This is a genomic window from Marinomonas pollencensis, assembly GCF_003387375.1.
GTDB lineage: Bacteria > Pseudomonadota > Gammaproteobacteria > Pseudomonadales > Marinomonadaceae > Marinomonas > Marinomonas pollencensis.
The window spans coordinates 273,328-299,832 of record NZ_QUNG01000004.1 but is presented as its reverse complement, the minus strand read 5'-3'; the positions used below and the strand labels follow the sequence as shown (position 1 = coordinate 299,832).

At 45.4% G+C, this 26,505-nt stretch carries 20 protein-coding genes and 1 tRNA gene; 12 read left to right on the top strand and 9 right to left on the bottom strand.

Features of this window, described 5'->3' with window-relative positions:
• Window positions 1–2 precede the first annotated feature (2 nt).
• The 6 genes from lapB to DFP81_RS08135 all read left to right on the top strand — a co-directional run bounded on the left by lapB (window position 3) and on the right by DFP81_RS08135 (window position 5,114).
• Entirely contained in the window at window positions 3–1,181 is a 1,179-nt protein-coding gene (gene lapB / locus DFP81_RS08160; protein ID WP_115897277.1) for a lipopolysaccharide assembly protein LapB, read from the top strand.
• Window positions 1,182–1,290: 109 nt separating this feature from the next.
• Window positions 1,291–1,998 (top strand): orotidine-5'-phosphate decarboxylase, encoded by a 708-nt coding sequence (gene pyrF, locus DFP81_RS08155; protein ID WP_115897276.1) that lies wholly within the window; start codon window positions 1,291–1,293, stop codon window positions 1,996–1,998.
• Window positions 1,999–2,128: 130 nt separating this feature from the next.
• Window positions 2,129–2,446: a ComEA family DNA-binding protein gene (locus DFP81_RS08150; protein WP_115897275.1), complete on the top strand. Its 318-nt coding sequence runs from the start codon at window positions 2,129–2,131 to the stop codon at window positions 2,444–2,446.
• A 242-nt stretch (window positions 2,447–2,688) separates the two neighbouring features.
• On the top strand, window positions 2,689–4,719 hold the full coding sequence (gene uvrB, locus DFP81_RS08145) for an excinuclease ABC subunit UvrB (protein ID WP_115897274.1): 2,031 nt from the start codon (window positions 2,689–2,691) through the stop codon (window positions 4,717–4,719).
• A gap of 33 nt (window positions 4,720–4,752) precedes the next feature.
• Complete coding sequence (locus tag DFP81_RS08140; RefSeq protein ID WP_115897273.1) at window positions 4,753–4,935, top strand: hypothetical protein; 183 nt, start codon at window positions 4,753–4,755, stop codon at window positions 4,933–4,935.
• 102 nt (window positions 4,936–5,037) lie between these two features.
• Window positions 5,038–5,114: transfer RNA gene (locus DFP81_RS08135), tRNA-Val, on the top strand.
• 197 nt (window positions 5,115–5,311) lie between these two features.
• Here the strand turns inward: DFP81_RS08135 and DFP81_RS18210 are convergent.
• Together DFP81_RS18210 and DFP81_RS08130 are read right to left on the bottom strand one after the other, a co-directional pair.
• Window positions 5,312–5,467, bottom strand: a complete 156-nt coding sequence (locus tag DFP81_RS18210; RefSeq protein WP_181903058.1) for a hypothetical protein — start codon at window positions 5,465–5,467, stop codon at window positions 5,312–5,314.
• Between the two features lie 475 nt (window positions 5,468–5,942).
• Window positions 5,943–6,476 (bottom strand): cysteine hydrolase family protein, encoded by a 534-nt coding sequence (locus tag DFP81_RS08130; RefSeq protein WP_115897272.1) that lies wholly within the window; start codon window positions 6,474–6,476, stop codon window positions 5,943–5,945.
• Between the two features lie 107 nt (window positions 6,477–6,583).
• On the opposite strand from DFP81_RS08130, the gene DFP81_RS08125 reads away from it, so the two are divergent.
• A complete protein-coding gene (locus tag DFP81_RS08125; RefSeq protein ID WP_115897332.1) occupies window positions 6,584–7,543 on the top strand; it encodes a GlxA family transcriptional regulator in 960 nt (319 codons plus the stop codon).
• Between the two features lie 120 nt (window positions 7,544–7,663).
• Here DFP81_RS08125 and pssA read toward each other — a convergent pair whose 3' ends face one another.
• A complete protein-coding gene (gene pssA / locus DFP81_RS08120) occupies window positions 7,664–9,001 on the bottom strand; it encodes a CDP-diacylglycerol--serine O-phosphatidyltransferase (protein ID WP_220342874.1) in 1,338 nt (445 codons plus the stop codon).
• A gap of 258 nt (window positions 9,002–9,259) precedes the next feature.
• Here pssA and lhpI point away from each other — a divergent pair, with 258 nt between their 5' ends.
• Entirely contained in the window at window positions 9,260–11,008 is a 1,749-nt protein-coding gene (lhpI, locus tag DFP81_RS08115; protein ID WP_115897270.1) for a cis-3-hydroxy-L-proline dehydratase, read from the top strand.
• Between the two features lie 45 nt (window positions 11,009–11,053).
• On the top strand, window positions 11,054–11,557 hold the full coding sequence (locus DFP81_RS08110; protein ID WP_115897269.1) for a GNAT family N-acetyltransferase: 504 nt from the start codon (window positions 11,054–11,056) through the stop codon (window positions 11,555–11,557).
• Window positions 11,558–11,614: 57 nt separating this feature from the next.
• On the opposite strand, the gene DFP81_RS08105 is transcribed toward DFP81_RS08110, so the two are convergent.
• Both DFP81_RS08105 and DFP81_RS08100 read right to left on the bottom strand, forming a co-directional pair.
• Window positions 11,615–12,862, bottom strand: coding sequence for a cysteine desulfurase-like protein (locus DFP81_RS08105; RefSeq protein WP_115897268.1), 1,248 nt, complete (start codon window positions 12,860–12,862; stop codon window positions 11,615–11,617).
• A 41-nt stretch (window positions 12,863–12,903) separates the two neighbouring features.
• On the bottom strand, window positions 12,904–13,554 hold the full coding sequence (locus DFP81_RS08100) for a 2OG-Fe dioxygenase family protein (RefSeq protein WP_115897331.1): 651 nt from the start codon (window positions 13,552–13,554) through the stop codon (window positions 12,904–12,906).
• Window positions 13,555–14,028: 474 nt separating this feature from the next.
• On the opposite strand from DFP81_RS08100, the gene DFP81_RS08095 reads away from it, so the two are divergent.
• The gene (locus DFP81_RS08095) at window positions 14,029–15,588 is read left to right on the top strand and encodes a methyl-accepting chemotaxis protein (RefSeq protein ID WP_115897267.1); all 1,560 of its coding nucleotides are present in this window, start codon (window positions 14,029–14,031) and stop codon (window positions 15,586–15,588) included.
• A gap of 56 nt (window positions 15,589–15,644) precedes the next feature.
• Here the strand turns inward: DFP81_RS08095 and glgX are convergent, their stop codons facing one another.
• The 4 genes from glgX to DFP81_RS08075 form a co-directional block, all read right to left on the bottom strand.
• The gene (glgX, locus tag DFP81_RS08090; RefSeq protein WP_115897266.1) at window positions 15,645–17,669 is read right to left on the bottom strand and encodes a glycogen debranching protein GlgX; all 2,025 of its coding nucleotides are present in this window, start codon (window positions 17,667–17,669) and stop codon (window positions 15,645–15,647) included.
• A gap of 116 nt (window positions 17,670–17,785) precedes the next feature.
• Window positions 17,786–19,990, bottom strand: a complete 2,205-nt coding sequence (glgB, locus tag DFP81_RS08085; protein ID WP_115897265.1) for a 1,4-alpha-glucan branching protein GlgB — start codon at window positions 19,988–19,990, stop codon at window positions 17,786–17,788.
• Window positions 19,991–20,009: 19 nt separating this feature from the next.
• Complete coding sequence (locus DFP81_RS08080) at window positions 20,010–23,147, bottom strand: phosphorylase b kinase regulatory subunit alpha/beta (protein ID WP_115897264.1); 3,138 nt, start codon at window positions 23,145–23,147, stop codon at window positions 20,010–20,012.
• 307 nt (window positions 23,148–23,454) lie between these two features.
• Window positions 23,455–25,074 (bottom strand): methyl-accepting chemotaxis protein, encoded by a 1,620-nt coding sequence (locus DFP81_RS08075; RefSeq protein WP_115897263.1) that lies wholly within the window; start codon window positions 25,072–25,074, stop codon window positions 23,455–23,457.
• Window positions 25,075–25,328: 254 nt separating this feature from the next.
• On the opposite strand from DFP81_RS08075, the gene DFP81_RS08070 reads away from it, so the two are divergent.
• Together DFP81_RS08070 and DFP81_RS08065 are read left to right on the top strand one after the other, a co-directional pair.
• On the top strand, window positions 25,329–25,760 hold the full coding sequence (locus DFP81_RS08070) for a YqaA family protein (RefSeq protein WP_115897262.1): 432 nt from the start codon (window positions 25,329–25,331) through the stop codon (window positions 25,758–25,760).
• 40 nt (window positions 25,761–25,800) lie between these two features.
• On the top strand, window positions 25,801–26,466 hold the full coding sequence (locus DFP81_RS08065; protein WP_115897261.1) for an SPOR domain-containing protein: 666 nt from the start codon (window positions 25,801–25,803) through the stop codon (window positions 26,464–26,466).
• The last annotated feature ends 39 nt before the right edge of the window (window positions 26,467–26,505 follow it).

The window sequence follows — 26,505 nt, the reverse complement described above, 5'->3', positions numbered from 1 at the left end:
CGTTGACCGAAGTTGGGTTGTTTATTGTTCTTTTTGCTGCGCTATTTCTAGGCTGGGCAATGGGGCGGAAAAACTCGGTCAAAAAGCCTAAGCGAGATAAAAAAAGTGTACCACCAGACTACTTTCGCGGGCTTAATCACCTGCTTAATGACCAGCACTCAGAGGCCATAGATGCCTTTGTTGATTCCCTAGAAGTCAATTCTGATACTTTTGATATTCACCTCACTTTAGGTAATTTGTTTCGTAAAAAAGGCGAAATTCAAAAAGCCATCAATGTGCATCAAAACCTACTTGCACGGCCAGAAATTACACAGCGCGAAATGCGCATGGTACAACTTGAACTGGCCAGTGACTTCATGTCGGCAGGCTTGTTAGACCGAGCAAGCCGTTTGCTTCTCAATATGGCTACCGCGTCTAAGAAGAGCGAATTTCATTCAAAAATCTTAACCTTGTTGGTCGACCTTTATGAGTTTGAACAAAGTTGGGATAAAGCCATTCAAATTAGCAGTGAGTTGATTAAAGACTCTCCAACGAAAAAAGAAATTAAGCGCTTGGCGCATTTTCACTGCGAAATGGCTGAAATTTTATCGAAAAAAGAGCAATGGAAAGAAGCCTTTCAGCATTACAAGCAGGCTTTAGGGGTTGACCCTAGCTGTGTTAGAGCCAGTGTGGGAGCGGCCAATGTGCTGAGTAGCCAGCGCCGTTATCGCGATGCGATCAAAGAATTAAAGCAGGTAGCTGAGCAGGATCCAGAGTTTATCTCTATCATTATTCCTCAGCTAAAAGACTGCTACCAGCGTGTTTGGGGTGGCAGTGGCTTTATTAAGTTTCTCCAGGAGCAAAATCAGAAGAAGCCATCAGCGGCTTTGATTTTGGCCCTTGCGCAGCATTATATGGAAGATGATAAAGAATACGCCGAGATGTTTTTGGTCGAACAATTACGCTCGCACCCAACATTAAAAGGCTTTCGAGAGCTGATTAACCTGCAGATGAGAGATTCCCGCGGGCAGAATCAGCAACACCTTGAAGTGTTATTTGAATTGATCGATCAGCTGGCTCAGGTAAAACCACAGTTTCAATGTCGTCAATGCGGTTTTTCTGGTTATCAGCTGCATTGGCAGTGTCCAAGTTGTAAAAATTGGGGCGTGGTCAAACCGATTCATGGTCTGGAAGGTGAATAGCTTTTTTTAAGCTAAAAAATAGTAGAATACCCAGAGTAATAAATCGCATTGTTACTATTGTCGTTGAGGATAATAGTGAGCAAGTTAATATAGAAAAAGAGGACCTTGAATGAGCTGCCAATCCCCTATAGTGGTTGCCCTAGATTACCCAACCATGGCGCAATCTATTGAGATGGCGAAACGACTAGACCCTAGTCAATGTCGCGTTAAAGTGGGTAAAGAACTGTTTACCACAGCAGGTCCTGCTATTTTAGATGCGCTGCATAAGTTGAATTTTGATGTGTTTTTAGACCTGAAATTTCATGATATTCCTAATACGGTGGCGAACGCAGTGAGCGTGGCAGCCGACGCTGGTGTTTGGATGGTAAACGTTCATGCTTCTGGTGGTCGTCGTATGATGGAAGCATCAGCAAATGCACTGGCACAGCGCGCAGACAACCAAACCCTTCTGATTGCGGTCACTGTATTAACCAGTATGGATCAATCGGATCTTGCTGAAATCGGCATTGATTTGACGCCAGAGCAGCATGTGAAACGTCTTGCTAGCTTAGCGCAGTCATCGGGAATGGACGGTGTCGTTTGTTCCGCGCAAGAGTCCTCAATGTTGTCTAATGAACTAGGCAAAGACTTTGTACTTGTGACGCCGGGCATTCGTCCAGCGGGTTCTGCACAAGGCGATCAAAAGCGTATTATGACGCCATCTGAAGCCATGGCAGCAGGCAGCCATTATTTGGTAATGGGGCGTCCTATTACGCAAGCCGCTGACCCTGTTGCCGTGTTAACTCAGGTTAATACTGAGTTGGGTGTTTTTGCTTAATCTCTGATTACTTGCAGAATCGCAGAAAAGCTCTTACGCTAAAACCGTGATCCGTTCTTTTTAATTAAAGCGCAGATCACGGTTTTTTTATGGCAGGACGTCATATCACTCACATAAAAAGGATTTTACGATGACTTTAGTTAAATACATTGCTTCGTTTGTACGCGCTTCACTGCTCATGTTTATGCTTTCCCCATTGCTGGCTTTTGCCGCCCAACCACTGGACATTAATACGGCAACAGCGGACCAAATTGCCGCAGTAATGTCAGGCGTCGGCGCAAAAAAAGCCCAAGCGATTGTGGCATACCGAGCCGAAAACGGCCCTTTTAAAAGCGTCGATCAGTTATCTGAAGTAAAAGGTTTAGGCGATGCTCTTGTTGAGCGTAACCGCGATCTAGTGCAAGCGGGAATGCCGCAAATGCTGGATGGGCAAGAGGCGACACAGTAAAGTATTCGCTCTCGATATGAGAAAGTAGCTTTATATTGCTGAAAAAGCGATGGAATGACTTTCAGAAAGCCAAGCTAATATGACATTAGCTTGGCTTTCTTTTGCCTATTAAAGCTAGTGGAATGCCTTTTTTGCGTCCTTGTAGGTGTCTCTATATTCTTGTCTTTTTCTTAGTATAATCAGATTTGAAGGCAAAAATTTGCTACTCTATTGAGTCGTTTGTTACTCCTTAGGAAGAAGTCGTGTCACAAGAATTTCAAGTTGTTTCTTCATATGCCCCTGCGGGTGATCAACCTAAAGCCATTGAAAAACTCGTGCAAGGTGTGGAGGCTGGGTTAGCGCATCAAACGCTGCTCGGTGTGACAGGCTCTGGTAAAACCTACACAGTGGCAAACGTGATTTCTCAAGTAAAGCGTCCCACCATAGTCATGGCACATAACAAAACGCTGGCCGCGCAATTGTATGGTGAATTTAAAGAGTTTTTTCCAAATAATGCGGTTGAGTATTTTGTCTCTTATTACGATTATTACCAGCCAGAAGCCTATGTGGCTGCATCGGATACCTTTATTGAGAAAGACGCCTCCGTCAACGAACACATAGAACAAATGCGCTTGTCTGCGACTAAAGCCTTATTAGAGCGCGAAGACGTTATTATTGTCGCCACGGTTTCCGCGATTTATGGCCTGGGCGACCCTCAATCTTATTTAAAAATGATGCTGCATTTAGATCGAGGAGATCGGATTGATCAGCGAGCGGTATTACGTCGCTTGGCTGAGCTGCAATACAGCCGTAATGATTTGGTGCTGGAACGTGGTAATTTTCGTGTACGTGGCGATGTGATTGAAGTGTTTCCGGCGGACTCTGAAGATACAGCGATTCGTATTGAGCTGTTTGACGATGAAGTGGAAAATCTCTCTATGATTGACCCACTGACCAATAAAACGATTCGAAAAGTGCCGCGTATAACCATCTATCCTAAGACACACTATGTGACGCCAAAAGAAACCGTAGTGGCGGCGATTGAGCGTATTAAAGTGGAGCTTGATGAGCGTTTAGAGCAGCTCAAATCGCTTAATAAATTGGTCGAGTTGCAGCGTCTTGAGCAGCGCACTCGATACGATTTAGAAATGATGCAGGAACTGGGTTACTGCTCAGGCATCGAAAACTATTCGCGTTATCTCTCTGGGCGAGAAGAGGGCGCGCCACCACCAACATTGTTCGATTATTTACCCGCCAATGCCTTATTAGTGATCGATGAATCTCATGTGACCGTGCCGCAAATTGGCGCTATGTACAAAGGCGATCGCTCGCGCAAAGAAAACCTAGTTGAATACGGCTTCCGTTTGCCATCGGCATTAGACAACCGGCCAATGCGCTTCGAAGAATGGGAGCAAATAAAGCCGCAAACTATTTTCGTCTCAGCGACGCCGGGCAAATACGAAGAAGAGCATCAGGATTGGGTAGTTGAGCAAATTGTCCGTCCAACAGGCTTGGTTGATCCTATTTTAGAAGTGCGCCCTGTGGCCACGCAAGTGGATGATTTATTATCTGAAATCAATAAGCGAGCCCCGATCGGCGAACGCGTATTGGTCACCACATTGACTAAGCGCATGGCAGAAGATTTAACCGATTATTTAAACGATCATGGAGTGCGAGTGCGTTATTTGCATTCGGATATAGACACGGTCGAGCGGGTTGAAATTATTCGTGATCTACGACTGGGTGAGTTTGATGTTCTCGTCGGGATCAACTTATTGCGAGAAGGCTTGGATATCCCTGAGGTCAGCTTAGTGGCCATCTTGGATGCCGATAAAGAGGGCTTCTTGCGCTCAGAACGATCGTTAATACAAACCATAGGTCGTGCTGCTCGTAATGTGAATGGTAAAGCGATTCTTTATGCGGATCGAATTACAGGTTCGATGGAGCGCGCGATGAGTGAGACGACCCGTCGTCGCGCCACGCAAGAAGCTTATAACGAAGAGCATGGCATCACTCCGACAGGTATTAATAAATCGGTTGAAGACATTCTAGAAGGTGCGTACAACCCAGGCGCTGGTAAAGGCCGAGGCAAGCAAACCAAAAAAGTGGCCGAAACGGCAAAAGATTATCAAGTAGAGAGCATGGAAGATGTTGCGCAAGTGCGTAAAGCCATGGTGCAATTGCAGAAAGAGATGATGCTTGCTTCAGAGAACTTACAGTTTGAGCTAGCGGCAGGTTATCGTGACCAGATTCGCCAATTACAAAAAAAATTAAAAGAGGTGGGGGAAGGCTAAGCGCCGCCTTACTGGACTCAAAGCGAGGATATTATGGCCATCACATTACGTAACTACAATATTGTTCGAGTGATCGATAACGGTGTTATTGTCAATTGCACCGTACTCTCAATGTGTTATGAATTTGCCACGGTAAAGTTCCGTGGCAAAGAATACAAAGTTCCTTATCATCTAATTGATGAGGTTGTTGGGCATGAGTTGTTGATTCCAGTTTGATCATGGAATTAGGCTTTTTCCTCTGAGAAAACAAACACTTCAAAAAAATGCCGCAAGGGCTTGTCAAAGCCAAACTCCTGCGTATAATAACCAACACTTTTTAGGACTATAGCTCAGTTGGTTAGAGCGCATCCTTGACATGGATGAGGTCGGCAGTTCGAATCTGCCTAGCCCTACCACTTATTTAAGTAATAAAATCAAGGGCTTACATTAATTTGTAAGCCCTTTTTTGTTTTTGTTTATCTCTTCTTTATCCCGTTTTTATCCCCAGTATCCCTTTTTTAGTAGCGGTTAGCCGCTGTATTTCTAGTTGTTGATGTCTTTTAGGTGGGGTTATTTCATGCCCTTTTTTGTTCGCGTATAAAAAAGAGAGCGGCTAGCTCTCTTCGTCATCAATCAGTTTAGCTAACTCTCGGGGGATTCGTTGATCTTTCCAGTTGATGTTACTCATATCAATTGTGCTGATATCTAGTCCTGCTGCGACTTGTAATGGCTGAGTTTGCTCATGACCGTCTATGTAGTGATTTGTCATAGATTCCGTTGCATGGCCAGAGCCTTTTAACAGGACAGCCTTTTAACAGGACAGGCATATTAAAAAGTCAGCATTAACGGGGCTCTTAGCAGAGGTGTCCTGATAAGCATCATGTAGACGAAGGGTCGAACCCTTTTTTGCCCACCCAACTTCCTAGCTCCAAAAGAATGCTTTTTAACAGGACAGGCATCTTAACAAGTCAGCATTCACGGGGCTTTTAGCGTGTGTGTCCTGATAAGCTCTGCCTACTTTTTAACAGGACAGGCATCTTAACAAGTCAGCATTTACGGAGTTCTTAGCATGCCTGTCCTAGTAAGTACCGATAAGTCAGTATTCACGGGGCTTTTAGCGTGTGTGTCCTGATAAGCTGCTTTTTCAAAAAGGGCTTTGACCCTGATTTCACCTAGGTGCTCTCACTGCTTTTTAACAGGACAGGCACTTTAAGATGCCTGTTTTTCTCGGCATCGTTTGTTGCTTATCCAGCTAAAGAGGAAGCTGCTTTTTCTATAGAAACACAGTTTACGCGACGCGAAAGTCCCGCGAGGGCAATATGATGCAGTAATGCTTCGCGGGTAGTGCAGGCTTTCCCAATCACTTCAACTTGGTACTTTTCAGCTGAGGCTGATAAGGCTGTATGGGTAATGCAGTGTTGTGTCATCATTCCGCATAACAGCAATGTTTCTACATTCAAAGAGGACAAAACTTCTTCAAGATTTGTCTGCTCAAATGAGTCTGCAAAATGTTTTATGACAAGGGGAGCGTTCGGTGCCAGTGCTGTGATTTGTGGGTGGAGCTCGACGCCATGGGTTGCAGGGTTAAAAAACGGAGCGTCTCCCTCGGCAGGGTCGGCAACATGCTGAATGAAAATAATCGGTGTGTTGTTTGCTAACGCGTGCTTCATGGTGTCTAAGATATTGTTCAGCACAGACTGGGTGTTCCATAAGGGGAAAAGCCCTTCATCAAAGTAGTCATTCTGTACATCAATTACTAATAATGCGGTTTGTTTCATGGTTTGTACCTCTTAAGATAAAAAACCATGATGCCGAGAAAAGTACTTCTATCTAAGTGGCAAATTTGCCATATTAGAGTCCAATAGTGACAAGAAAAGCCAATGCTATGACAATTTATCAATTTGCCATCATTCAATACCCAAACAGTTTAAAGTCAGCCATATATGGCTTAGAAGAAATGTTTATTCTAGCTAACCGTTTTTGCCAAGAAGCCGGCTTAGCGGCACGAATTGAAACGAGCATTTTACGGTTAGATTCCCTATTGCTAGGCGCCTCGCTTCCAGAGCAGGGTTATCACGCTGTGTTGATTCCGCCAAGTTTAGATAGAGCGGCTTACGAGACTGTTTCGCCAAAGTTAATAGATTGGCTGAATGAGCAGCATAAGCAAGGGGCGATATTGTCTAGTGCCTGTGCTGGGGCATTTTTTATTGCGGAAACAGAAGCGTCAAAAAACCGATGTTTAACCACTCATTGGGGATTGGCTGAGGTGTTTAGACAGCGCTTTCCAAGCCACCAATTGGATACATCGAAGATCTTAATTGATCAAGGGGATATTATGACAGCTGGGGGGATGATGTCTTGGATGGATTTGGGCATTGCTATGGTCCAGCGCTTTACTCAATCTAGCATAGTGAACCAGCTTAGTAAGACGTTGGTGATGGATACGGGGGTCAGAGAGCAGTCCTATTATCAGCAATTTATTCCTCGTTTTGATCACGGAGATCAAGCCGTGTTGACGGTGCAGCATTATTTACAAGCTCACTACTCTGAGCTAAACCGTATAGTGAGTTTGGCGAAAATAGCCAACCTTACCCCTCGAACCTTGCTGCGCCGCTTTCATAAATACACAGGGTGGACTCCTTCTGAATATATTCAGAGATTGCGCATCCAAGCTGTGTGCAATGGTCTAGAAGAATCCACTCAGTCATTTGAAAGCCTCGCCATCAAAGTAGGTTATGAGAATGCGGGGAGCTGTCGTAAGGTTTTTCAGAAAATTATGAGGCTAACGCCGAGTGAATTTCGTCGACGCTTTAAGGCAGCCCAAAAACCAATAGCAAGTGAATAACCTGACCTAAGTGCTAAACAGGGTAAGTGCTAGGTGATGAAGTTTGATTAGCTGATTCTGAAACTTGCATAGCAGGGCGACAGAAACATAAAAGGAGCCATATGGGCTCCTTTTATTTGGCTACAGAATACGCTTTAGTAAGCGATCAGCACGGGTGCGAATGACGCGTCTAAGCAGTCGTTTCACGCGTACCGGGTAATGGCGGAGGCTTTCCAGTTGTTTATAGCTTTTGATGCGCTGGGTATGGGTGAGTATATTGTCGAATTCAGCAAGAAACTGTGCTTCTAATTGACCTTCAGGATCTTGAATAAAGAGGCCATTTTCAAGGTCTAATGACCAAGCTCGAGGATTAATATTGTTGCCAGTTAGCAGCATGGCTTGTCGGTCAACCCAGATGCCTTTTAGGTGATAGCTGTTGGCGTCGTGTTTCCATAGATGAATAGCAAGGTCGCCAGAGCGAATATAACTTTCGTTGGCACGGGCAAAACGACGCAGTGTTATTTCATAAAGATAAGGTAGGCCACCGATCACTTTAAAGGGTTGTTCTGGGGGAATATAGAAGTCGTTTGCTGTTTTGTCGCCAATGATAATATGCACTTTCACACCGCGTTTTATCGCTCTTTTTACTTCTCGAATGACGGTTTTCGGTGGATTAAAATAGGGCGTGCAGAGATAAATTTCCTGTTTGGCAGACGCCAATAACTGAACGATGGTTTGATTCAGCTGGTTGTTTCGCTTGCCAACTCCTAATAGCGGCGTAATGGCAATATGACCTTTTTCCATTGCTTGATGACTGACCTGGTAGGCCGCTTTTGATAAGGCAATGCGAAAGCGTTTAATGCTTGATCTGATTTCTTTGGTGGTAGGTAGGTTACCTTGAGAAAGGTCATATACCGCTGGATGATCAATCATTTGCTGGCGAATAAAGTCTGTCATGCTGTCGGCTAACGCTGCATTAGTCACGACGTGATAACGGTCAAATCGATAGCGTAGCTGCTGATGAAGGTAGATGTTGTTTAAGCTGGCCCCGCTGTAAATAACGGTGTCATCGATGATAAAACCTTTGAGATGCAAGACACCAAAAACTTCTCGGTTACGAACCGGAATGCCATAAACGGGAATCTTGTGTTCGTGCTGCTGGGCATAGTCTTGGTAAAAAGCCGCATTGCCTTGGCTTTTATCTGCGCCAATTAGGCCTCGTTGTGCTCTATGCCAATCCACACAAATGGCAATATCTAAATTAGGATTCTGTTGTTTTGCCTGATAGACAGCAGACAACACGGCTTGTCCTGCCTCATCGTTTTCAAGATACAGTGCGGTTAAGTAAATGCGTTGTTTCGCGTTTCTAATGGCATCGAGTAACTGCTCACGGAAAGATCGGGCAGAATGCAGTATTTGAAACTGCTCGGGGTGAATCGAAAAAGAGGGCAATGAATCAAATGAAGATCTAATTGGCATGATACCAGCAGGCTACCTTTTATGTTGAGCTAACGAATAATTATAACAAAATCGCCGTTTTTTGCCCATAAAATAAGGGTTTGCTTTACTTTTTATTTTCAAATCGACATGTTTTTTGAGCAAAGTTACGGTGTTTTCTGAGCGCTAGAAGGGCGCTTTTGTTTCTTTGCGACATGCTTGTTCCCTGATGGTGCAGCTTGTAATGAAAACAGATAGTCTTTAGGTAGCAGAAAATCTCATCTCTAAAAAAAGGGAGTAATGATGTTAGAAGATGACGACATAAAGCGCGCGCAAAGGGTGCTTGTTCACGGACAAGGGGCGGGGGAGGTGCTGTTTTCTCATGAAGGCCTAAGCCTTTGGGGAGGGGTAGACCCAGACACCAGTGAAGTGATTGATCGTCATCACCCGTTATCTGGCCAACGGCTAGCAGGTAAGGTTCTCGTTATTCCCTGTGGGCGAGGCTCTTGTACGGGCAGTGGGGTATTAATGGAGTTAATGCTAAAAGGCCTTGCGCCCAGTGCGATTATTATTAATCAGCCAGAAGACATTTTAACCCTAGGTGTGCTCGTTGCGGAGGAAATGTTTGAAACTTCTATTCCTGTGATTGAAGTGTCTAAAGCAGCGTTTAACGATTTAGAAAATGAAGATTGGTTGTCTGTGTCCGGGGACCTATGGTGTCGCTCTAGCAAATTGGCTCCACCTACAACTCTGCCCCTTATTTCGTCTGCTGAGCTGACCTTATCTGAGTTTGACCAAGCTTGTTTATTGGGTGAGCATGGTAAGGCTCATCAGGTGGCCATGCGTATTATTATTCGCATGGCACAGCTGCAAGGTGCGCCTCATTTAATAGATGTCTCTCAAGCTCATATTGATGGTTGTATTTATACCGGTGAAGCCGGTTTACGCTTCGCTCAAACACTGGTGTCATGGGGGGCTAAAGTTGCGGTGCCGACCTCGTTAAACTCGATCTCGGTAGATCGCCAGCGTTGGCAAAAACAATCCGTGCCAACTGAATTTGCACAAGCTGCCAGTGACCTTGCAGATGCTTATTTAGCGATGGGCTGTGCAGCGACTTACACCTGTGCACCTTATTTATTAGCAACGGCTCCTAAACAAGGTGCGCATATAGCGTGGGCAGAATCCAATGCCGTGGTGTTTGCCAACAGCGTATTGGGTGCGCGCTCGTTAAAATACCCTGATTATTTAGATATTTGCATTGCTATTACGGGCCGTGCTCCTCATGTTGGCTGTCATTTGGATAATCAGCGAAAAGCCCATTTAGTGGTCAAGGTGGCTAAGCCTGTCACAGCGGATGAGTCTTTTTATCCGTTGTTAGGCTATTGGCTTGGCAAACAAAGTCAGGGCCGCATTCCTGCTGTTGTAGGTTTAGAGGCGGCACAGGTAACACAAGATGATTTAAAAGCCTTAGGGGCGGCATTTGCAACCACCTCATCGGCCCCCATGTTCCATATTGTTGGTGTGACGCCGGAAGCAGGCAGCCTAGAAGGGGTTATAGCTCAACAAAATGTCACTCAGGTAACACTAAGTAAGGCTGAACTTGCTGCCGTTTGGTATTCGCTGAATTCTACCAAGGCAGAGCAGATAGACATGGTGTGCTTAGGCAATCCGCATTTTTCATTGAGTGAAATAGAGCACCTGACGGCGCTCTTGTCGGGCAAGGAAAAAGCCGATAAGACGCGTGTCGTCGTTACTTGTAGTCGCGCTGTTTATGATGCTGCACAAGCGCAAGGTTATGTTGCGCCATTGACGGATTTTGGTGTGGAATGGATTACAGATACTTGTTGGTGCATGATAGATAAGCCCATTTTGCCAATGTCAGCACAAACCATGATGACAAACTCAGGTAAATATGCCCATTACGGGCCGGGTATTTCTGGTTGTGGTATGCGTTTCGGCAGTTTAGAGGCGTGTGCAGTCGCCGCGCAAACCAGCCTGCAAAGGTTTGCTTTACCCCATTGGTTGGCGGGTGTTTCCGATAGTCTATGATTAAACGTAAATGGCATTTTATTCCAAGCAGTTTCTGGAGGCATGATGGAAATTCGTAAAATTAAATTCTCTGATGTTGAGCAAATTACGGCGATTTATAATGTCTATGTAGACAGCACCCAAGTGACTTTTGAAGAGGCATGTATCACCCCAGATGAGATGCACGAACGGGTCGAAAAAGTCATTAAAAGCGATTTGCCATGGTTGGTATTGGAAAGCGAGGAAGGGGATGTTTTAGGCTATGCCTACGCTTCACCATGGCATCATCGCAGTGCTTATCGCTTTACTGTAGAAACAACGGTCTACCTCATGCCTGAAGTGCAAGGGCAAGGCTATGGCACCATTTTATACGAAGCTTTATTAGCCTTGCTGCATCAGCAAGAGATCAAAAGTGTTATCGGTGTGATTGCGTTACCCAACGAAGCGAGTATTGCCTTACATGAAGCATTAGGCTTTGAGAAAGTCGGTGAGTTTGCTGACGTTGGCTTTAAGTTCGAGCAATGGGTCAGTGTGGGGTATTGGCAGCTTCTTTTAGAACAAAGTGATTGATCAGTCACTGAGCGATATAGCCAAACACAGCGCCGAGTGCTGTATTTGGCTTTTCTGTTAAGCGTTTGATGCCGCGACTAACTGTTGTAGCTTCTGGCAAAAAATCTTCACTTCTTGTTGGCTGTTATAATGCAAGCAGCCAACACGCACCACGCCACCTTGGTCTGTTAGACCCAGTTGATCATACAATCCCTGCGCATAAAAATTGCCGTCCCAAAGACAAATTGCTTGCTCACCAAAGAATTCTGAAATGGCTCGGGGCGAAATGCCCTTGATGCGAAAAGCTATGGTTGGGGTGCGCTCTGCGACACGCTCTAAAGATTCAATACCGTATAAGGTAAGGTTAGGGATGTTTAGTAACTCTCGGATCAAGGTCTGGCTTAAGGCCTCTTCGTGATTGCTGATCTGCTCAAAAGCCGATATCAGACGGGTGCGCCGATCACCATTTTGTTCGCCTAGAGACGCTAAATAATCAACGCAAGCAATGTATCCCGCCATGGCTTCGTAGTTTTGAGTGCCTGTTTCCCAGCGATTTGGGTCGATGTTTTTGGCAGGCGCTACCTTGTAGGGTGTCAGCTGAGACAAGGTATCGGCTTTTGCGTAGAGCACGCCCAAATGCGGGCCAAAGTATTTGTACGCAGACGATACTAAAAAGTCGCAACCCAACGCTTGTACATCAATGGCGTGATGGGGAGCATAATGCACAGCGTCTAAGTAGGTGAGGGCAGTAGAGTGTTTTTTGACGCGCTGCATCACCTCATTGAGGGGGACAATCGAGCCTGTTACATTGGATGCACAAGTGAACGCAACGAGGCGAGTGCGTTCATTGAGTAAGCTTTCTAAGTGAGTTAGGTCAAGCGTACAGTCGTCTTCATTTACTTGTACATAATGTACTATTACGCCTTTTTCTTCGGCTAATAATACCCAAGGTGAGACATTCGAAAAGTGGTCTAGATTGGTGACAATGATTTCATCACCTGCTTGCCAATCTCGAGCAATGGCCCGACTCATATGAAAATTAATGCTGGTGGCGTTGGCGCCGAAAATAATCTCTTGCTCACTGCGGGCGTTGTATAAATCTTTGGCTGCTAAGCGAGCTTGGAGCATGACCTTTTCTGTTTCTTTGCTGGAAAAGTACGCGCCGCCCAAATTGGCATTAAAATGGCCAAGATAATCTTGCATAGCGGTGAGTACACTTTGGCTCACCTGTGAGCCGCCAGGACCATCTAGAAAAATCGCAGGTTGGCCATTGTGCTGATATTGTAACGCCGGAAATAAGGCGCGGCATTGCTCTAAAGGGTGCATCTTTTTCTCCACTATTATGTAGGCCAATAAACCTTGTACGATTAGTGCACTAAGTTAGCTGTTAAAACAAAAATATCCATGTAGCCAAAGTCGCCATCGACAGGGTTGATAGGCTGAGCGCTATGGAAAAATTTACGGTCGTTTAACACCACGAACTCTCCTTGATCGAAGTCATGGCTAATCATGGCAGGGCTACTTTCATTAAGATGAATATTGATGTTGCCGCCTTGGATGTTATGGCGTGCCATGACATAGATAGCAATACGATCAAAACCATCTTGGTGCACCCCTTCAGGAGCCACTTCGGCGGTTTTATGGTCGGCAAAAATGCGCAGTTGATGGACTTCGATTGGCGTATTGTCTTTTACCTCAGCCATTTTCTGGAAGTGCTCAAACAGCTCTGTAAAAGCAGGGTCTTCAACCGTTTGATCTTCGATTTCAGGGTAAACGCGAACCACATTGCCTTGAAAATGATTAATGCTCTCATCTTGTACAAAAGCTTGCGCAGCAAGACGTGACAATCGTTGATTGTTCATGACAAAGCGTGAATAACGGCGTAGTCGAAATGCACCGTCCGCATACGGGCTGGCAGGCAAGTTCTCAAAGGAAGATGCGAGGTGGTTCACACTGTCTGGTGTCAGCTGGCCAAGTTCAAGGTAGAAGTTGTCTTGATTGGTTTTGTCAGTAAACATGAGCGGATCCTCAATTAAGCCTATTGGCAGATCGTGCGCAATGGCATTTATTGTTGTTTTGGGCATTATTCGCCTTGTGAGCGTACTTCTAGTGTAGCGATTAATGGCCAAAATAGTTTTGCTTTTTATGTGCTAATTTGGCCATTTAAAGGTTATCTAAACCTTATATTTATGATTTTAGGAATAATTTATTCAAATTAGTCGAAGGCTATTAGATTGTTGAATGAACCGCTGAGGCAGTAATAAGGGGACTGTGATACGGCATTATTTAAGCTAAATAAGAGTCATGGTGTCGTGTTGAGCGTTGAGACTAGATGTGAGCAGAGGTATGACAACAAGGCGGGATAACGGAGCTCATATTAATAGATGATCGTGTTTTAGCGCGCCTACTACTTTAGTCGTAGTGTGACACTTTTGTCTCTCGCTGACGTTAGGATAGGGGCATATTCTAATAAAAAATGCTAGGGATAGATTATGGCTTATGTTCAGCTTGGGAGCCTATTTGCTCTGTTGATTTTATTCGTGGTTGGTTATTTTCAAAGCGTTATACCACCACTTTATAGTCTACTAGGTGGTGCTTTTAGTTTACTCGCTTTGCTTACTCAAGCAGACCTTGGTCTGTACCGTGTGCCTCGTGCTAGAGAGCGCCAAGAAACCTCTTCAACAGATTATTCCCAGGTGAGTAAAAATGTCACACGGGCGACTTCAAACATGGCAATAGGGGCGGCGGAAGTCTCCCATTTTGTTGATGTTTTAAATAAAGACATTGGTTTTACCAGTGATGACAGTTCACAAATTTCTCTGGCGGCCAAAGCGCTGTCTGATACCAGTGTGAGCTTATCGGATAATTTAACTCAGGTAGCTCGGACCATGGGCGATACGGCGCACTCCAGTCAAATAGCTCAGTCTGCGTTGCAAACGAGCCGTGACCAAGTGGGTGAATTAACGCAAAACGTCCAAGCGGCCAGCGTACAATTGAGCCAACTAACGCAAAGTGCCGATGCCATTGATCATATAACGATGGTGATCAAAGGGGTGTCCGAGCAAACTAATTTGTTGGCACTAAACGCCGCCATCGAAGCGGCAAGAGCCGGTGATCAAGGTCGTGGTTTTGCCGTAGTTGCTGATGAGGTGCGAGCCTTGGCGGGTAAAACAGCCGATGCGACAGAACAAATATCCAAATTGCTGATTGAAGTGCGGCAAAATAGCCAGCTAAGCAATACGCAAATGACCGCCTTGAAAGCCTTAAGTGAGTCTCTTTCTGAAACCTTATTAGGGGAAACGGAGCGCTTTATGGTGTTAACCAGAGAGGTGCAAGAGGCCTCTCTGGTATTGTCTGAGATTGAGCATACGGGTGAATCGTTAGGCGCCACCAGCCTACAGATTACCACCTCTATATCTCGCATCAGTGACGCGCTTGATAATATTAACCAGCGCAGTGAGCAGTTATCCAGCGAAGCGTCTGGCCTTAGTGGCGGGGCTGAAGTGGTGTTTAGAGAGTTGGCAAGCGTAGACCAGTCACTGTTTTTTTCTGACTTAGTAGCGGCCGCACAGCAGGCCGCCAAAGCCATTGCTCAGCTTTTTGAGACGGCAATTGCAGATGGTGAATTATCTCAAGATGAAGTGTTTTCTACCCAGTATCAAGCGATTGAAAACACCCGACCACAAAAATACAGCACACCGTATAACGCTTTTACCGATCGTACTTTCCCTCAGTATCAGGAAAAAATACTTGAGCAGCACAGTGAGGTGATTTTCGCGGGGGCAGTGGATGTGAATGGCTACTTCCCGACGCACAATAATAAATTCAATCAGCCACTAACGGGAGACTACGAAACCGATCTGGCAAACAATCGCAGCCGCCGTATTTTTGATGACCCGACAGGACGCCGCTGTGGTGCCCATCAAGAAAGCTTTCTGTTACAGACCTATAAGCGTGATACTGGCGAAATTCTTCATGATTTGTCAGTGCCTATTATCGTGCAGGGTCGGCATTGGGGTGGTTTTCGAGTCGGTTTCAAGCCTGCATTATAAGCAGGCTTGTGCTTGATGATTGCCGTGTGATGAAGACTACCAGCCGAGCTGGTTGGTTAAGTTAATTTGGCTAGTAGTACACCACGATAATCGCAAATGAGTTGTTTATCCTCAATATGTAACCCTGGGGTTTGGTAGAGCACATCGATTTTCCCCGCATTGCTTGGCAAAGGCACATGGAGCAGTTGGTCATCTCGATAGAACACCAACCAAAGCCGGTTGGATAAGTCCGCAGAAGTGAGTGTTAATGCCAAATAATCTCGCTCGCTTTCCGCCCAGTCGAGCTCAGACATAGGTTGGCTTAATTGATTCAACCATTCGATATGATCTGGCTCAACGTGTTGATACAGTGGGTCATCTTCAAGATAGACTTCTGCCAGTATGGGGTAGGCTTTACGAATTTTCATTAGGCTCGAAATCGTGGTTTGTAAGGCTTTGCGGGCCTCGCTTTGTTGCCATGAGAGCCAGGTTATTTCATTGTCTTGGCAATAGGCATTATTGTTACCTTGTTGGCTGTGAGAAAGTTCGTCGCCGCCTAACAAGTGAGGCGTCCCTTGGCTTAACAGTAACGTGGCGATAAAACAAAGTTGCTGGTTAAGGCGTTGAGCTTGTATCTCTAGATTATCCGTGGGGCCTTCGTGGCCGAAATTCTGACTAATATTGTCACCGTGTCCGTCACGGTTATTTTCCATATTGGCCAAATTATGTCGGCGGTGATAGGAGACTAAATCATTGAGCGTATAACCATCATGATAGGTTATATAGTTAACCGAATGTAATGCGCTACGGCGACCTTTATGGAAATAATCTCGCGACCCCATAAGGCGGGTTGCGAAGATAGGGGTTACGCCTTCATCACCGCGCCAAAAACGTCGAACTGTGTCGCGATATTGATCATTGCACTCTAAAAAACCCCGAGGGAATTGACCGACTTGATAGCCATCCGGGCCAATGTCCCAAGGCTCCATAACCAAGCAGGTGTTGCTTAATATAGGGTCCTGTAAAATAGCTTGTAACAAAGGCGCTCTAGGAGTGAACTGATGCTCTGTGCGGCCTAAATCGACTCCCAGATCGAAGCGAAAACCATCCACCCCCATCACCTCGACCCAATAGCGCATGCTATCGCAGATCAAACGAATGGACGCCGGATGATAAGTATCAAAGCAATTGCCACAGCCGGTGTAATTTAGATATTCGCCTTCTGCGTGGCGATAGTAATGGGCGTTATCCAGCCCGCGATAGCACACGCTGGATTGGTTAAGTTCACTTTCCGCGGTGTGGTTATAAACGACATCTAAAATTACCTCAAAGCCTGCGTTGCGTAAGCCATCTACCATTTGTTGAAATTCAACAATCGCATCTTGTTGCGCATAAGAAGTCTCTACTGCAAAAAAGCTAATAGGGTTATAGCCCCAGTAGTTTTTTAGCTTAAGCTCTTGTAAATGTCTTTCATTTGCAAAGCTAAAGCAGGGCATCAATTGGATGGTGGTGATGCCTAACTCTGTGAGGTGAGCGATGCCAGGTTCTGAAATAACCCCCAAATAGGTGCCTTTTAAAGCATCATCAATAGGCAGTTGTTGGCTGAAACCTTTGACATGCAACTCGTAAAGAACGCGCTGTGAGGGGAGAACTTTGGTGCGTTTTGGTCGGTTGGGTGTTGGTCTTACGGTTTTGACAATGGATTTAGGCACACAGTAGGCAGAGTCAACCAAATGCGCTTCGCCTTGCTCATTAATGGCTGCTTGGTCAGCATGCCAAACCAGCTTGCTAGTTAGCGCTTTTGCATAAGGGTCAATCAGTAACTTGTATTCATTAAATAGTCGCTGATGGTTTGGTTCAAACGGCCCTTTAGCACGTAATCCATAGCGTTGGTTTTCAGTCAGCCCTAGTACTTCCATATGCCAAATGCCACGTTGTTTGGCGACAAATGGAAGGCGTTCTACTTCATTATCTTGCTCATCAAAAAGGCACAGCATTAACTTGGTGGCGTCTTCTGAAACGACGGCAAAGTTGACACCATTGTCAGTCACACTGGCCCCTAACGGAAACGCGTGACCATTGTTAACGGCATAGCTGTTCATTACATCTCCTTAATGACGCTGCGCCCGTGATGCACGGGCGTTGGTTGGTGCCATAATAAAGCAGTAAGCCTCTTACTTAATTCCGCAACGAATGCCGTAACGGCTTGGCGTTATGTTTATCCGAGCCATTTTAAAAAGAGAGCAGAAAGAGGGGGCACTTTCACCTCGATGCTGTGCGTTTTACCATGACTCTCGACGGCTTCTGCTGTGTATATATGATCACTTGATAAGCCTTCATAATGCAGATAATCGCTGCCTTGGTATTTCCCTTCATCACTGTTAAATACCACTTGGTAGCGTCCAGATTCAGGCACTCCAATTCGGTAATGGTCTTGGGGGACAGGAGTAAAGTTAGTGATGGCGATGCCGTGTTCAGGGCTGTTTTTCGCTTTGCGAACAAAAGCTAAAATGCTGTTCGCGCTATCATCATAGCTTATCCATTCAAAACCAAGACCGGAATGGTCTAGTTGCAACGCGGTTTCACTCTTGTACAGCTGATTTAGTTCTTTGCTCAGTGTTTGTTGCCCTTGATGGTAGTCGATATCGAGTAAATGCCAATCTAATGAGCGCTCGTGGCTCCACTCACGACCTTGTGCAAATTCGTTCCCCATGAAATTAAGCTTCTTACCAGGGTGGAAATACATGTAGGCGGTAAAAACACGTAAGTTAGCGAATTTTTGCCATGGATCACCTGGCATTTTTTCTATCATGGAGCCTTTACCGTGCACCACCTCATCATGAGACAGAGGCAGCACAAATTGCTCGTCGTAGGCGTATACCATGCTAAAGGTTAACTCACCTTGGTGATATTTTCGGTGCACAGGGTCTTTTTTAATGTATTCAAGAGAGTCATTCATCCAGCCCATGTTCCATTTGAAGCCAAAGCCAAGGCCCTCCATATAGGTTGGCTTAGACACACCAGGAAACGCGGTGGACTCTTCGGCTACCGTAAAGCAGCGCGGATGATTGAGGTAGACGGTTTCATTTAAACGGCGCAAAAATGCTATGGCTTCGTAGTTGTGATTGCCGCCATCCTGATTAGGGACCCATTCTCCTTCTTCTCTCGAGTAGTCCAAGTAAAGCATGGAAGCGACGGCATCGACACGCAGGCCATCAATGTGAAATTCTTCTAACCAATAAACCGCGTTACTGATTAAATAATTCACCACATGTTCTTTGCCAAAATCATAAATCAGAGAGTTCCATTCTGGGTGCCAGCCTTTCTTGGGGTCAGGGTATTCGTATTGCTTTGAGCCATCAAAATTGGCTAAGCCGTGACTATCAGCAGGGAAGTGCGCTGGGACCCAATCCATAATAACGCTGATCTTCGCTTGGTGAAGCGCGTCGACCAAGGCTTTAAACTCTTCTGGGCTGCCAAAGCGTGAGGTAACCGCATAAAGGCCAACTGGCTGATACCCCCAAGAGCCATCAAATGGGTACTCGGTAATGGGTAATAGTTCCACATGGGTATAGCCCATTGTTGTTACATAAGGCACTAGTTCATCAATGAGCTCTAGATAACTAAGCGGCTCATTGTCTGCTTTACGGCGCCATGAACCAAGATGCAATTCGTATATGCTCATTGGTTTTTCATAGAGGTCTTCTATTGGACGCTCGGTCCACGCCGAGTCCTGCCACTGATGTTTATGATCAAAACAGGTAACACTGGCAAAAGAAGGAAATTGCTCGATTCGCTGGGCATAGGGGTCAGTGCGATGGGGCAGTAACTCGCCATTGTTGGCGCGTATCTCATATTTGTAACGCACGCCATGATTAACATCGGGAATAAACAGGCGCCAGATACCATCACCACTACTGGACATGGGGTGCGCGCTGCCGTCCCAGCCATTAAAGTCACCGACCACTGAAACTGACCGCGCTGCGGGAGCATAAACCGCAAAACGGGTGCCGTTTATGGTCAGCGATGAGTCGATTGGAGCGCCAAGTGGAATCGCACCTTGGCTTTTGTATAAGTTTGCATGGTGATGTTCAGGGTCAGAAAACGTGGTATCTGAAAATTGATAAGGGTCCACTATGGTGAATATCTTATCGCCATAGGCCACTTTAAGCCGGTAATGGAAATAGTCTTTTTGCTTTGGCAGATGCAAGTGGAACAAGCCTTCTTTGGTGACTTGAGTCATCTTACCTATAAGGGTTTCATTGTTTATTTCCAATACACTGATTGCGGTTGCGCCGGGGCGCCAAACAGTGAGAGAAAGTCCTTTTTTATTGTCTTCTTGATGTAATCCTAAGCAACCAAATGGGTCGGCACAACGGGCGTTCAAAACATCGTTGATAAGAACATTTTTAAGCAGATCCATTCACTTCTCCAACCAGGGTTTAGTGTTTTTTATCAGATTGTATATTGTGTTGTCGACTATGAAGCTTACTTACTGACCAACGTAAATATTGATTGGCTTTACTGAGTGTCAATTGGGCAAACTCGTCTAATGCCGCCTCGGCTAAATTGTCTCTTGGGTGATCTGCCCGATATTGTTTTGCATGATCGAGTGAAGCGTGGGAGACCAGCACAGGTAAATTGATTTCTTGCTCAAAGCGACAGTGTTTATGTTGCTGGCAAAATTGAATGTAGGCATACAGGCCTTCAAAGATTAAGCTTTTATACCAGCTTGGGTGAATGTCTGAAGTCAGTGACTCAATAAGAACCGCAAAGGTGTCTTCACCTGGGGTCATAGAGCTGAGAGTGCGTTTACAGTCAAGTGTGGTGTTGCTCTGTAAGTCACCGAAGACAATGGTGTCTGCATGGTGAAGGCTTTCCCAAAGTTGCTGTAACATTGACTCTGGCAATTTCGTGATCATTCCTTGTTCCTCCCGCCAGTCAAACCAGTCCACATCCTTCATATTTATATCATTGGCATCCACATTGTGGTGGTAACGCACATTATTAGCAACCTGAGTGAATTCTACGTGTTTTTGTTTGAGCACTTTAGAGAGTGCGTTATAGAGCTCATTTGGCGAGACATGTGACAGAGTGTCAATGACTGGGCTGGTTTCTTCCGGGTCAAAGTGGCGCGCACAGAGCATCGCTAAGCTGTGTATGCGTAAGGTTCGCACTCCAGCAAAGTAATCAGGATGTACCTTGATCAAGGTGCCAGCAATGGCGATCAGTTCATAACTAAGTACCATGCTTAAAGAAGACGATGAAGTGGATTTGAGCAGCGCTAAAATTTCATCTTGGTGCAATGGTAATGAAATATCGGTTTCGTCTTCTGGGGTTTCGCCAAGCACGAGTAATCGTTGGCGTACTGTAATGTCGGCGATATAGGTTGCCAGATCAGTAGAGGGTTTCAGCATTAAAGAAAACAATAAGCGAGACGCTTTCCAATTGCCGTTTAATAGCGCTTGAGTGTAAACCGAATTCAATACTCGATAAGCAGTAACGGCCGGTGTTGAGCCTGGAACCGTGTTCATCAGTGAGCGCCTCGCCCCGAGCTCAATCAGGCAATCAATAGCTTCTTCTAGGGACGGCTGCTCGTTTAAGCGCGCCAGTAATTGTTGTGTTTCTAAGGTGTGAGTTTGGCTCGCATCATAATCGCTTGGTGTGCTAGAAAGCTGCCATGGAATTTGGTGTACGGGTAAACTCGTGCCAAGATGATGCTGCTCAGGAGAGGCGATGGTGATGGTTCTTCGACTACCGGATTTAAACGCATTTTTTGCCGATTGAGGAATTACCCTAAACTCTTCGAGTTCACGGTTTTGCAACTGACGAATAAACTCAAACAGCTCATCTGCGCCTTGCATTTCACTCATGGCGTCATCAATTAGCACAGTAAAAACGGCATTAGCCGGGTAGTACCAATGCTGCCCAATAATGCTTAATTCATTACGAATATGGGTTTGAAACAACGCCGGGTCTATTTTCCGATAATCCTTGTCTTCATTTTGGATCCAAGACAGGCAAAGGTAATTGTCCTCATTAATGTGAAAAGGCTGTGACGTGGCTAGGCTGTTTAATGCACGATTTGGCCGACCTTTTAAGCCTAAGCTGGTTGAAACCCCTAGGTGTTGATAAGTCTCTACCAATTGTTTGGCGCTGATGGTTTTTAATGGCGCAATTTCATCGACGGTTTGACATAAGCAACCCGCCGCGAGAAGTTTTTCTTTCACCTCTTCATTTTGTGCCAAGATAACCATGGAGGTGGTGACTTTATTCGGGCGATATTGGATTTTATGCAGACCCAAAGGGTCAAGGTCATTGGTGGTAATGAGCTCGTCATCCAGCATTGTTCCTACCAAATATAGGCTTTGCGCCCATACTAGTGGGAGGTTGTCGTTGGCAACTCGAGTTTGCGATCCAGGTTTTTCTTTTTCCGCTAAAATATTTTCTTTGGGTACATAGTAGAGTTCAGGCAGCAACATCTGGCCGTCTTTTTCAACCATGAGTCCTTCAAGCTTGTAGCGGTAGTAATTGGCACTTTCCCAATCGCGAGCAAATAAACGGCCAATATACAAATAAGTGAAAAAAAGTGGCCATTCGGATTCAATGTGCTCAAAATTGATCAGTTCGTTGTACTCATAGTAAATACGGCTTTGATCTTCTAAGACTGACTGATGCCCATCTAATAGAAAGCGTTTACAGCCGTATTCACCACCTAACTTATCCAGTATTTCTTTGCGGGTACGACGCGCTAGTTTCTCATCGTTAACGGCAAAAGCTGGAAAACTAATGATACTTAACAGGGCGCTGTCGACTTCTTTAGAACGTGATTCTTTCGGCAGCAAGGATTGCAGCACCGATCCAGCTCGTGCTACTGCATCGGCAAAAGAGTGAATAACCGCCCATTCTGGGCCATCCTCTCCGAAAAGGTTTAACCCATCTAGGGCTTCCATTGCCGCTTTTGCCATGCCCACTGAGCTTGCGTTGATTTCTGCTTTACCGTTGTTGACTTTATTGCCGCGTTCCCAAATACCATAGTCAGGTGTGCGATAGGTGCGAGAAATATAATAAATAAGGTTTTGAATAAAGTTGGCTTCATCCCGTGAAAAAATAACCTTACTGCCGGCTTTTGTCATTTGCGCCAGCATCAATAAATAAAAACTGGTGGCGTCAATTTGCAAGTGTCCCCAAGCATCATCGGCAACGGCTTCAAGGCCGGTTTTTGTGTCGTACTTAGCGTGTAGGGCATCTTTAGGGTCAAGGCTGTGCTTGAAGGCTTCTACTTTATGGGATTGGCGCATCATGGCGAATAGCAAGCCGCGCATCATTTTAATGCAGGCGTGTTCTAATTCATGGGCGCGTTTATCTGGGTTTGAGGCTCGTTTATAAGCGAGGGACAAAGCCCAAACAGCTTGAATGCTGTAGACATTATCTCGTACCCATGCGTCGGTGTAATTGCCATGGTTGTTGATACTGGTACTGGCTGGAAATAAACCTGTTACAGGGTGCTGACGAGAGAGAATAACCGCTTGAATATGTTGATAGAGAGAATCTAGCTTTTCTTGTATATCGAACGCCATATTTAGATGCCTCTGAAGCGAATACGCTGTGAATCTGCTCTTGTGTCTACAAGGTAGCGTGAAACAATAAGTAGCGGCCCGAAAGAAGCAGAGCCGTCCTTTCTCTGCTCTAAGCATATGGTGACTGGCGTTGAAGATAAAGTGGTAAAGTCATTTCTCCTTTATTCTTCAACGGCTTTGCTAACGTTCGTCGCTGTTGCTAAGAAAGCAAGATTGATGCCTATTTGTTGCCGCTCTTCACCTTGTCTTGCACACTCGCCTAGTTTCACTCAGCTGTGTTGATTAAACGTGATAGAGCGGCAGGGGATTAAATGCTGAACTGTTTGACCAAACCGCGTAATTGCGCAGCACAGCCTTGTAAATTCTCCACGGAGGTTTGAATGTCATGGGAATTTAAAGTGGTCGCTTCACATACTTGAGCAATCTTTTCTAAGGTTAGGTTTACCGTGTTAGAAGATTGATGCTGACGGTTCGCTGCTTGGGTTATTTGGCTGTTTAAGTCTGAGATAGACAACACGCCATTAGCAATATCGGTAAATGCTTGGCTTGCTTCTGCGGTTTTTTCGGCGCCTTCGTTGGCGGTAGTCTGTGCGCTTTCCATAACACGAACAGAGGCAAGCGTTTGTTGGGTGAGCTCTTCAATAAGGTTACCAATCTCAGTTGCGGCTAATTGTGAGCGTTGGGCCAACTGGCGAACTTCGTCTGCAACCACGGCGAACCCTCGACCTTGCTCTCCTGCTCGTGCGGCTTCAATGGCAGCATTAAGAGCTAATAAATTCGTTTGATCGGCTACCTCGGAAATAATGCTTAAGCGATCGTTGATGTTGTTTACATCGGTTCTTAATTGCTGTACTTGCTTAGTGGCGTTACCGACTTCTGTGGAAAGTTGCTGGATTTCTTGTTGCGCTTTCTTCATTACGCTCAGCCCTTGTTTAGAATGCTGACCAAGTTCTAGAGCGGTTTGGCTGGCTCGCTCGGCCATTGTCAGAGTTTCTTCTACGGCGCTAAGTACACCATGCATCAAAGAGGAAGTTTGCTCTGTGTCGGTTAACTGTACGGTGACACTGGAGACGGTTTTTTGAGTTGACTGACCGGTTTTATCAACAATATCGTCCAGCGTTTCACTGGAGTGACTGACCTTGCCAACAATAGACTGAAAGTCGCTCATCATGCGGTTAAATGCCCCCGCCATTTCTCCCATTTCATCCTTGCCATCAAAATCGACACGACGTGTTAAATCGCCTGATTCTTTTACCGCCGTCATGGTGTTGCAAAGGCTAGTGATTCTGGCTGTGACCAAATGGATAATATAGAGAGCAGTGCCGCCGACTAACACAGTTAATACGCCTACTAGTACGGAATAATCTATCATCGCACTAAAAAACATCTCCCAGACTTTATCCATTGATTCTGTGGCCACTAAGGTAAGCTGCAGCGGGGCAACATAGTCTGCGCTTGCAATAATCCGGCGAGCTTGGTTAGCACCATCTTGGTAATCAAATTGAAAACTATGAACAGAATAGGGCGTGGTGTTGTTTGCTGGGTGTTGGTCGGCTAGCGCGGCGAGCAACGACGGTGGCGCGGTTTGCTTTGCATAATTTTCAGCAGCCACAAGCAGTTTATTGGAGTCATCTAACACCCATAAGCCTTGTTGATCACCATAACGGATATGAGAGAGCGCGTTAATGGCTTGCTGCCGAGCTTGTTCAGGGGAAAGTTCGGCGTTTTTTTGGGACTGATAAATCGGTGCGATAATAGCCTGCGCAATGTGCAGTACATCTTGCGTGTGGCTTTCTCTATCGTGCATGCTGCTTTGGAAAAGCGTGCCGAGCGAGACTAAAATGAGAGCGCTTGTACCAATCGACATCAGCGCGATAATTGCCCATAGTTTATAGCGTATTTTGATGTTATTAATCCGGTTTAACATAGGCTTTTCCCTAGAATATGTTGTCCTTATTCTACGGGTGAGATGACAAGAACTCGAACCAAAAACCTTGATCTAGATCAAGCTAAACGAAATCTGTGTGGTTCGGTTGGATGTTTTTTGCATTTTTAAAATGCCCAAAAAGCAATCAGTTATTGGCTTTTTTATTTTATAAAGAGTGAAACAGAGGCCTTTTTTGCGCTGAAACAAGGTAAACTTTGATTCTCACACTGGGTGAGTAGAGGCCGAGTTTTTATTTGAGTTATCTTGTCGTTTTTGCTGTTTCGTTTTTATCCGCTACGATACTGCCGTTAGGCTCTGAAGGGGTCTTGCTTTATTATGCCAGTGACACCAGTTTAGCGGTGTTTTGGCTATGGCTGTGGGCCAGCGTCGGTAATACATTAGGGGCGTTAGTAAATTGGTATCTAGGGCGTTATTTGGTCGCTTATGAACACCGGAAATGGTTTCCTGTGAAAGCCAAACACCGCGCAACTGCAGAAGTTTTTTTTAATCGATATGGTTTGTGGACTCTGTTTTTCACATGGTTGCCGGTAATTGGTGATGCTATTTCTTTGATTGCAGGTGTATTTCATTCACCAATAAGGTATTTTTTACCTTTCGTTTTTGTCGGTAAGGCGTCAAGATATGCATTACTGTTATGGGGACAAAGCTGGTTACTTAACGGTTAGCTGAGCTCTATTTTATTGCTGTACACGGAGGATTGGATAAATGGGTATAATGAAAAAACTCTTGTTGGTGTCTGTAGCTTTGTCGCTCAGTGCTTGTTCTGTGTTTGAAGGTAAAAATACTTTTATGACCTATCAAGACCTTCAAGATAAAGTGAAAACACATGATACAGAGCTACAAGATATGCAAGCTAAGCTCGATCGTGTTGATCAATTAGAGGCGGAAGTGGCGGAACTTAAAAAATCGCAAACCGGTGGCACTGCCAACAACCCAGCGATGAATACTGCTGACGCGGCTAATGCCAGTACAGATGGTATGCCGATGCCTGTGGCGAATGTTGCCCCTGCGGTAACAGCAGCACCTGCACCGGTGAAGCCAAACTACAACAACACACAACAAAACGTCGCGACGCCAGTAGCCGTTCAATCTACTCAGCAGTCTCAAGATGTGCGTTATGGGGTTCAGCTTGCTGCCTACGCGAGTCAGGGTGAAGCGGCACGTGGTTGGCAAGTATTACGCAGTGCCTCTCCGGATACTTATGTTAATTTAGTACCGCACGTTAATGAGAAATCCGTTAATGGTCGTACTATGTATCAGCTAAAAGTAGGTCCTTTCTTAGATCGAGCTTATAGCGTTGACTTTTGTAATATGCTCAAGCAAAAAGGTCAGGATTGCTTGATTAGCCGTTACGATGGGCAGCCATTGTAAGCGTGTTTTGCTTCTATCCTTGCTTATAAAAAAGCGCGC